Here is an 8003-nt window from a genome sequence, read left to right as displayed (position 1 = left end):
CGGCTCTGTTCAGTTAACAGGTTTTAATTCCTTATTATGATAGTCGACAAACAGGTTCAACCAGTTTTTTACATGTTTTAGGTTGCAGTTCTTTATTCTGCAGGGAAAGTAATCATCAAAATTCTCTGTCCTATCCTTTATGTATTGTATTGTTCTTTCAATCAAACTTTTTTCATAGGAGGAATGGAGATGGTGTTCTAATTTAAGGAATTGACAAGCCATGGGGTACCAGGTACCACCACCGTCTGTTGAAACTGGATGCTTTCCATAGTCTCTGATTATGTTTAACAGAAACCGTTCGGCAACAAACATGTTTCTCTCTTTAGAGATAGATAGTGCGAGAATTTCCTTACTTTTTGCATCTATTGCAACCCATAACCATGTGTATTCTGAACCTACCTTAAGCAATGTTTCATCTACAATGAATTCACATATCCGTCTTTGTTTTGTCTTGATAATCTTAGGTTGGTACTTTTGAATCCAGTTCCAGATAGTGACATGATTTCGTTTGATACAGTATGATAATCTTTCAGATGTTCTCCTAAGAGATAGCCCTGAAAAATACAAATACAAGCCCCGATAGACGTATTCTGGAGGCGTTTTATTTCTGGTAAACACATATGAAATAAGACGTCTTCAAACTATAGGTTTTTCTTAACTGAACAGAGCCTATGTGCTGTATGGATTTTCTAATAAACGATATTGGACACAATTCATTAACACAGGCACTGACCATTGAAAAAGCATATAATGATGATAGGATAGCTGGATTTATGTACTGTACATACAAGACAGATGTTTTACTTGAGTCCAATACACAGGACCTGATAGAACTATTTGAAATACATGACCAGATCTTTATTCTAAAAAAAGAGGAGGTGTATAAACTACATGTTACCAAGGAAAATGTACATAAGCTATTCCTAAACTAAATATTAATACCCTCTTTTTAGATTAATATTATATTTCGGTTAAATTATGATCATAAACGCTAGCATGCTAGCAATAATCGATATATTTATATGGTGATATCATGCTAGCAATTGATATGAAGAATCGATATGTGAAAACATCTCCTATTGAGAATAATGGATTACAGGATAGTGAAGCGGTTGGAGAAGGTAATAAACCGTGGCTTTTGCCATCAACAGTAAAGATTGGTCTTTCAGGATGCAAGATACTCAAGCGATCAATCATCATAACTCTAGAGAACAAATTCGAATATGACCAAATAAAGGAATTATTGGATTCGATAATGTATCAAAAAAAATTGATGAATTGTTATGGCTTGGACACTGTAAACTGTAATTGGGATCTTAAAAAATTTCCTGTTACTCGAACTGACACCCAAATGAATGGGATACAACGTGATATACAAAAATACAATGAAACAGTGTGTCAATACAATGATTATTCTAAACGCCTTGGATTAGAATATGGTATCGATATTGTTAATGAAATGAAAAAAGGTTGTAACATAATATTTCGTCCCCCCTCAAATAGTTAGGTAGATATCCAATCGTCTAAGTATCATTATTTTCTTTACTTTTGTTCTTAATAAAATAGATTAATAATTAACAACCGAAATAGTAGTTATAGAAAACGATGACTTTTGATGTATTTACATGATCTTTTGCCAAAGTATCTAGGTATTAGACTGCCGCGAAGAGTTTTTAAAGTAACATCTGATCTATGGTCAATTTAATATTCTAGTTTTGGATAATTTTGTCGATCATTAAATAGTTTTATTTATATTCTGATCTAATGAATCGTAAAAATTCATTGTTCGCAGTATCTTTTGCTATACTGCTAGGTTCACTACTTGTTTTCGCTCCTGTATCGGGTATATACGCACAAACTCCAGGCAACGCAACGGATTTACAGACATCCAGTAATTCAATGGGCATGTCAATGAATCATGATATGTCCATGCGATCCCAGGAGACTAAAGAAAAAGAAAACAACTCGACCAGCTCTGTGTCTATTTTTCAGCCGATAATTAATGCATTCAAATCCATGATTACAGTGGATATTAGTGACGCTATTACGACTGCTCAAGGAGCAGTAGGTGAAAATGCTACTACAATAGCTGCATTCTTACACCCCGACAAACATTACATAGTTTATACGGTGATCATACTTGACTCCAGTGGAACACCACACAAGGTTTTAGTCGATCCGGGTAACGGCAATGTATTGAAGGATGAAAAGACATCATTTATGCATTTGATGAAGCTAGCCCATGGTGGTAAAGGTGGCATGATGGGAGGACCTGAAATGGGCATGATGGGCCATGGTGGCATGATGGGAGGACCTGAAATGGACATGATGGGCCATGGTGGCATGATGGGAGGACCTGAAATGGACATGATGGGCCATGGTGGCATGATGGGCCATGGTGGCATGATGGGAGGACCTGAAATGGACATGATGGGCCATGGTGGCATGATGGGCCATGGTGGCATGATGGGAGGACCTGAAATGGACATGATGGGCCATGGTGAAGCTAATTCTGGTAATCCATGGAACTAAATAATCCTGTCTTTATTTTCTATCCTTTTTTTTGTAACATATTGTTAAGTCTATAGTGAAATCTAGTGCAAACAGGTACAAATAGTAATAGATGATTAGTTCAAGATATTATTCTGTGATATTCTCTTGTGCAATTCAGAGAAAATCGTTTAATATTATCTAAAGTACGATAATAACTAACAAACAAACTAAGACAATGGTTGATGTATTGCTAGAAATGAGGGGTATTACAGTTTCTTCTTCAATAAGCATGGTCATCTGGTACGACACTTACCTCTCATTTCTGATCCTGTAAAAGCAGCTTTACTACTATCTATATCAAACCAGCGAAATTAATCAGACTTGCAAGAGTTGTGGAATAATAATAAATCAAGGGGAGATTTGGATTTAACATTATAAACAAAAATAAGTTCAATTTAAAAAAAGCTAGCAATATATTCAAATAGATTAACGATTTCCATAAAAAATACACTATTGGTATATTATTGATTGCAATTTACGTTGTTATTCTTTTTACTGTTCCTCCTCTTGTAATTGAAAAGAGTGTTACTCCCATAATTGCAGGTATCACTGTAATCATGTTGGCTGTCTATGTCATACTTGGACTTGATATACTCCATCGGACAGTTATTGTAATGTTTGGAGCAATTCTAGCAATAATACTGGCCATTATTCTGGGATCAATTTATGCTGAAGATAGCCTACATTTTGTCGTAGAATTCGTGGACTTTAACACGATAGGTCTTTTATTTGGTATGATGATTCTAGTTACCATACTTGGTGAAAAGGGGGGTATTTCATCAAGTTGGGATAAAATTGGGAAAAATAAGTAAAGGCAATGTCTGGATACTGATGGTATTATTATGTACCTTTACTGCTGTTGCCTCAATGTTTGTTGACAATGTTACAACTATATTTTTAATGATTCCAGTAACTCTCTCTATAGTACGAACTTTAGGACTACAACCTTTTCCATTCATAATGGCTCAAGTTTTAGCTTCAAATGTTGGAGGATCAGCAACCTTAATAGGCGATCCTCCAAATATCTTGATCGGATCTGCTGCGGGTATAGATTTTAATTCTTTTCTGATATATTTGGGACCAACAATTGCTGTGGTTTTTGTATTTATTTTATTGTTAATTAAACTATTTTTCAGAAATGACCTAAAAAGTGCCCAAAAATTAGGACAACAAAAAAGATATCCAAGAGTTGATGGATAGGGATGAAAATATGATAGTAGTACACCATAAGGGATTGCTTTTAAAGTCCTTAATCGTTATAGTGGGTGTAGTTATCCTGTTTTCCTTACAAACCATAACACATTTGGAAGTATCAATAGTAGCCATAGGTGGAGCAGCAGTATTATTAATAATAAGCAGAGTTTCTTTAGAAAAAATTTTACATGAAGTTGATTGGCCTACTTTGTTATTCTTTATTGGCCTATTTGTTATTGTAGGAGTAGCAGAACATGCGGGACTAATAACCATACTTGCAAATATGGCTATTAATATAACCGGAGGTGATCCTTGGCTAACATTTTTTATGATAACATGGTTATCAGCTATCGCAGGTGCATTTATTGATAACATTCCCTTTACAACGACAATGATACCATTAGTTCATACTTTACATACAGATCCGACAATTGCTGCTGCTTTTGGTCCAGATAGTGGCTATCAGTTTAGTCCATTGTGGTGGGGTTTTCCATTAGGAGCAGATTTGGGTGGCAATGGATCTTTAATTGGATTTAGCGCAGGGGTAGTAGCTGCGGGACTAAGCCAAAAGTTTGGACATTACATATCCTTTACTAGGTGGATAAAAATAGGATTTCCGTTTATGCTTTTGACCCCGGTAGTAGGCAATATCGTCCTTTATGGTTTGCTTTTATTCGTCTACTAGGAGACACTTCGCTACAAAAGGACATCATCCTCTGACTTTACGCAAACAATATTGATATTTTTGGGAATTAAAGCTGAATTATTGATGCTACTGATCTGAAGAGCTTGAAATAATATTAACATCAGGACTCTTCGCCTGCTTATGAAAAACTTTAATTATTGCGATAAAAAGTATATTTGGTGGGAAATATACGAATTTTATTATTAGTTGTAATTTTTGGTGTATTTCCCATTAATTTTTATCCAGAAACTGAAAATTCATCATTACTAGTATTTGGGATATCGGCATCAGATAATAATAATATTATTAACACTTCTGCACAGCCAGGAGCTAATCAGACGAATTCTCCATTAGACTTGCTTGTACAGGATTTTGCAGTTATTATGATAGTTGCCACAGTGATGCTGCTCATTTCTTTTAAGTTAAAGCAATCTGCGGTAATTGGATATATTATCGCAGGTATGGTTATTGGACCATACACACCCCCATTCTCATTGATTCATAATTTAGACACTCTAAATGCCTTTGCAGAACTAGGAATAATAATGCTGTTATTTGTAATTGGAATTGATTTTCCAATAAATAGATTGAGACAAGTAGGCCGTATTTCTGCAATAGTAGCAGTAGCAGAATCCATGGGAACACTTTTGATTACATTTGTTGTTGCCCAATTTCTTGGGTTTTCTTACTTTGATTCACTATTTATTGCACTTGCACTTTCTATCACTAGCACAGCAGTTACACTAAAGGTACCTGAAGAACTGAATATGATAAAAAACCAATCAACAACATTGTTGCTTGGTATATCTATAGTTGAAGATACTCTCGCAATTGCAATATTGGGAATACTTCAGTCCGTAGTAACACAGGAGGGTAATGCCTCATTTGTTAATCTCATACCCTCAATTTTGATTGTAGGTGCCTTCATAGGCGGTACATTATTCATTGGTTCTAGACTTGTCCCAAAATTAGTCGACAGAATAAGCAAAGTAAACGACTATGCATTGGTTTTGATATCCATTCTAGGCGTAGCTTTCTTTTTATCATTTCTAGCCAAATCCGTCGGATTGTCTGTTGCAACAGGTGCGTTCTTTGCCGGAGTTCTTATCGCTGAGGCAAGAAGCGCGTCAGTTGCTAGGGTAATTACTACTCCATTAAGAGATATGTTTGCTGCTTTGTTTTTTATTTCCATCGGGGCGCTAATGGATATATCACTTATTCCAGCCTTTATAGTCCCTGCCTTAATTCTCATTGCTGTTTCTTTATCCTCAAAGCTTGCAATAGTAAGTGGTGGACCATCCTTAGCCAAATATGGAAAAACTACTGCCCTCAGAACGGGGATAGGGATGTCTGCTGCTAGAGGAGAGTTGTCCTTAGTAGTGGCCAAGGTAGGACAAGATACGGGTGCTGTTTCAAATTCCGTCTTTCCTATATTGGGAGTAGTAACGATATTAACCACATTCATAACCCCGTATATGCTTAAACTTGGAAAAAGAATCAGTTTTAAATCAGATCCAGGTGAGAGTAGCACAACATCTCAAGTTTCTGACCAAGATAAAGATAAGGACAACAAAGATTCAACAAGTGAAAACAATAATTGATGGTTATAAATAATAATTCATGGGGATAATGATAAAAATGAAACTATGTCAGATCACCACAAGACTTGAGCTGCTCTGTCGCCTACAATAGACAGTTCACGCAATAAAAATCTCCATCTACAAGTTTCAACCCATAGAAGATGACTGCTCAGAGTGATCAATGGATCATGAGGACTAAAAATCAAGGTGAAATTAACGTTACTATTTAAACGATTGATGTAATGACTAATTAATTTTTGGATTTGGATAATACGTTTAGAATTATATAAGCAAGCAAGCAAGCAAGCTTTCAAATGCTCTAAAAATTACTTTCATCTGATAAACCTAAACCGACAGAATCTGCAAGATAATCATGACATACCATTTGATAAAACAAATTTCGATACATCTCCGCAGCTAGAACAGCTTTGTATTTTTGAAAAATTCTTATGGAAAATGGGATTACCTATTCGGCAGATGTATTGAAACCTGTAAAGCCAAGTAAGACAATCAAACTCTACCCATCTACCTACCAGGACGATCTATACGTTCCAATTTTCCTCAATTATTTTAAATAGAATTTTAAAAATAAAAGAACGCTTTTCAGATTATACTAAATTTATGTAGTTCTTAAAGAGAACGTATGTAGCTATTAGAAATAAAAAAGAGGACTTGTCTATTTACCTTTAATCATCATCCTGTCCTAAATCTCGCTCAAGCTGATCTTCTACATCACACAATAAATTATCCGATGTGTCGATGTAGTTCAAAACACCAGTAAGATTATTATTTTGTAATTCGGTAATTGCTTGGTCCAATGATGCTTTACTTGTTCAATGTCTTCTATGCTGACCTATGATGAAGTCGAGCTTGTTGAATTTTGTTGGGCTAAAATGGGCGAATTTGAATTCATGCTGGAGAAAAGTCCAACAAAAATTGCGACCAACCCAAAGGTGAATACCAAATTTTTTCGATTTATCATGGTGAATTATATATTTCCATCATATTAAAATATAGTTAATAAAGAAATTTTGGTTGAATATGAACTAACTACCACATTTCGGGTAGCAATAGTAGGGATGTACATTACATGATTCAATGGGAGAATTATCCTTAGTTGTAATCAAGGCTAGGCAAAGGTAGTTGGTGCAACTTTTAGTTCGGTTTTTCTCGTGTGGGTGTAGTAACTATCGTTATTAGATTCATAACGCGCCATATCTTTTAAAATTAGAGATGATTATCAAATTTGCTTGCGACCCTGACGACACAACGATAACATCATCAACCTCTACTAAATCGGACAAACAAGACGATGAATCCCCATCCAATCAGTGTAATACATGAATACTTGTTTGACGGCAACAACAATAATGATGCTTATCTGTCAATAAACTCAAGAATTTCTATAGATACGGTAGATAACAATTTCAGTACATCCAAGCAAACAATGTAGTTTAGTAACAGCTTACAATGCGATTTTGTCGTTGTAAATTACATACCCTTTAAAAATGAGGGTAATATATGATTATTGGGAATATCCCGAATGTCTGATATTAATTCCGAATTGGACACCCTTGATACTGGTACCATGGAATTTATGAGATGGCTAGTAAACAAGGATACCAATTCTGGGAGTACTATAATAATAGTCAAAGACTATCTCGATAATAAATATGTCATTTTATTTGACAAAAGTATCTCAAAGGATGTTATTGTTGGTTACAGGGAGGGTATGCCGTGGTGCGTGACCTGTAATACTGATGATTGTGGTCATGTAGGATTTGCCATTTGTTTGAAGCAGAATTATGATCGAGATGGCCAAGTGATTTTTTAAAATTTCGTTTAATTAGACCAGTTTAGAATGTGATGTAGGGTTATGTCGATGATATAGCGCGTACGCACACACACAGAGAGAGAGAGAAAGCAAAGAAAATTTAAACGATCTTTGTACAACGTTTAAAAAATGATTTCGAACTATATACTTGATGAGT

The 8003-nt window shown here is 35.2% G+C and carries 10 protein-coding genes; 8 read left to right on the top strand and 2 right to left on the bottom strand.

The annotated features are described in order from the left end of the window. Positions 1-9: 9 nt before the first annotated feature. Complete coding sequence (locus ACMT7R_RS14845) at positions 10-618, bottom strand: DDE-type integrase/transposase/recombinase (RefSeq protein ID WP_415310948.1); 609 nt, start codon at positions 616-618, stop codon at positions 10-12. Between the two features lie 62 nt (positions 619-680). Between ACMT7R_RS14845 and ACMT7R_RS14840 the strand changes: the two genes are divergently transcribed. The 7 genes from ACMT7R_RS14840 (at position 681) to ACMT7R_RS14810 (ending at position 6033) form a co-directional block, all read left to right on the top strand. Further along, on the top strand, positions 681-932 hold the full coding sequence (locus ACMT7R_RS14840; RefSeq protein WP_415312747.1) for a hypothetical protein: 252 nt from the start codon (positions 681-683) through the stop codon (positions 930-932). Between the two features lie 116 nt (positions 933-1048). Beyond that, on the top strand, positions 1049-1507 hold the full coding sequence (locus tag ACMT7R_RS14835) for a hypothetical protein (RefSeq protein ID WP_415312746.1): 459 nt from the start codon (positions 1049-1051) through the stop codon (positions 1505-1507). A gap of 257 nt (positions 1508-1764) precedes the next feature. Beyond that, entirely contained in the window at positions 1765-2532 is a 768-nt protein-coding gene (locus tag ACMT7R_RS14830; RefSeq protein WP_415312744.1) for a PepSY domain-containing protein, read from the top strand. Between the two features lie 485 nt (positions 2533-3017). After that, the gene (locus tag ACMT7R_RS14825) at positions 3018-3365 is read left to right on the top strand and encodes a hypothetical protein (protein ID WP_415312500.1); all 348 of its coding nucleotides are present in this window, start codon (positions 3018-3020) and stop codon (positions 3363-3365) included. Further along, positions 3349-3753, top strand: coding sequence for a sodium:proton antiporter (locus tag ACMT7R_RS14820; protein WP_415312742.1), 405 nt, complete (start codon positions 3349-3351; stop codon positions 3751-3753). The genes ACMT7R_RS14825 and ACMT7R_RS14820 overlap by 17 nt, the downstream gene beginning before the upstream one ends. Then, positions 3746-4432 (top strand): SLC13 family permease, encoded by a 687-nt coding sequence (locus ACMT7R_RS14815; RefSeq protein WP_415312749.1) that lies wholly within the window; start codon positions 3746-3748, stop codon positions 4430-4432. The genes ACMT7R_RS14820 and ACMT7R_RS14815 overlap by 8 nt, the downstream gene beginning before the upstream one ends. Positions 4433-4611: 179 nt before the next feature. Further along, complete coding sequence (locus ACMT7R_RS14810) at positions 4612-6033, top strand: cation:proton antiporter (protein ID WP_415312740.1); 1422 nt, start codon at positions 4612-4614, stop codon at positions 6031-6033. Positions 6034-6698: 665 nt separating this feature from the next. Here the strand turns inward: ACMT7R_RS14810 and ACMT7R_RS14805 are convergent. Next, entirely contained in the window at positions 6699-6830 is a 132-nt protein-coding gene (locus ACMT7R_RS14805) for a hypothetical protein (RefSeq protein ID WP_415312739.1), read from the bottom strand. Between the two features lie 725 nt (positions 6831-7555). Here ACMT7R_RS14805 and ACMT7R_RS14800 point away from each other — a divergent pair. Continuing rightward, the gene (locus tag ACMT7R_RS14800; protein WP_415312661.1) at positions 7556-7846 is read left to right on the top strand and encodes a hypothetical protein; all 291 of its coding nucleotides are present in this window, start codon (positions 7556-7558) and stop codon (positions 7844-7846) included. The last annotated feature ends 157 nt before the right edge of the window (positions 7847-8003 follow it).

The organism is Candidatus Nitrosocosmicus sp. FF01 (genome assembly GCF_047711275.1).
GTDB lineage: Archaea > Thermoproteota > Nitrososphaeria > Nitrososphaerales > Nitrososphaeraceae > Nitrosocosmicus.
Note: the sequence above shows the minus strand (reverse complement) of the source record. Positions and strands in the feature narration are given on the sequence as shown.

Bases quoted from the DNA above. Each gene is read 5' to 3' on its own strand.
- ACMT7R_RS14830 (WP_415312744.1), top strand. From the start codon at position 1,765: ATGAATCGTAAAAATTCATTGTTCGCAGTATCTTTTGCTATACTGCTA.
- ACMT7R_RS14800 (WP_415312661.1), top strand. From the start codon at position 7,556: ATGTCTGATATTAATTCCGAATTGGACACCCTTGATACTGGTACCATG.
- ACMT7R_RS14840 (WP_415312747.1), top strand. From the start codon at position 681: ATGGATTTTCTAATAAACGATATTGGACACAATTCATTAACACAGGCA.
- ACMT7R_RS14815 (WP_415312749.1), top strand. From the start codon at position 3,746: ATGGATAGGGATGAAAATATGATAGTAGTACACCATAAGGGATTGCTT.
- ACMT7R_RS14835 (WP_415312746.1), top strand. From the start codon at position 1,049: ATGAAGAATCGATATGTGAAAACATCTCCTATTGAGAATAATGGATTA.